This is a genomic window from Prevotella sp. P4-98, from assembly GCF_002251405.1.
In the GTDB taxonomy this organism is placed as follows: domain Bacteria; phylum Bacteroidota; class Bacteroidia; order Bacteroidales; family Bacteroidaceae; genus Prevotella.
In genome coordinates, this window is record NZ_NPJC01000079.1 from 1 (window position 1) to 269 (window position 269).

Consider the following 269-nt stretch of genomic DNA (forward strand, 5'->3'; position numbering starts at 1 on the left):
GTTCAAGATGCTTTGGAACAGTACAGTGTCCTCAGCTTCCTTCGATTCTCTATTCGAGAAAACAGATTCGTTAGTACAAGAAGCCGAAGGAGTGTCTGAACAAACCAATGCTTCATCCCATTCTTTTGAAACTACCTTAATTATCTAAGATCCGTCTCCAGAAAGGAGGTGTTCCAGCCGCACCTTCCGGTACGGCTACCTTGTTACGACTTAGCCCCAATCACCGGTTTCACCCTAGGCCGACCCTTGCGGTCACGGACTTCAGGTGC

General features: G+C 48.3%; 1 rRNA gene. It reads right to left on the reverse strand.

The features are described 5' to 3' along the window. Positions 1–161: 161 nt before the first annotated feature. A 16S ribosomal RNA gene (locus tag CIK96_RS12065) occupies positions 162–269 on the reverse strand; the annotation flags it as partial.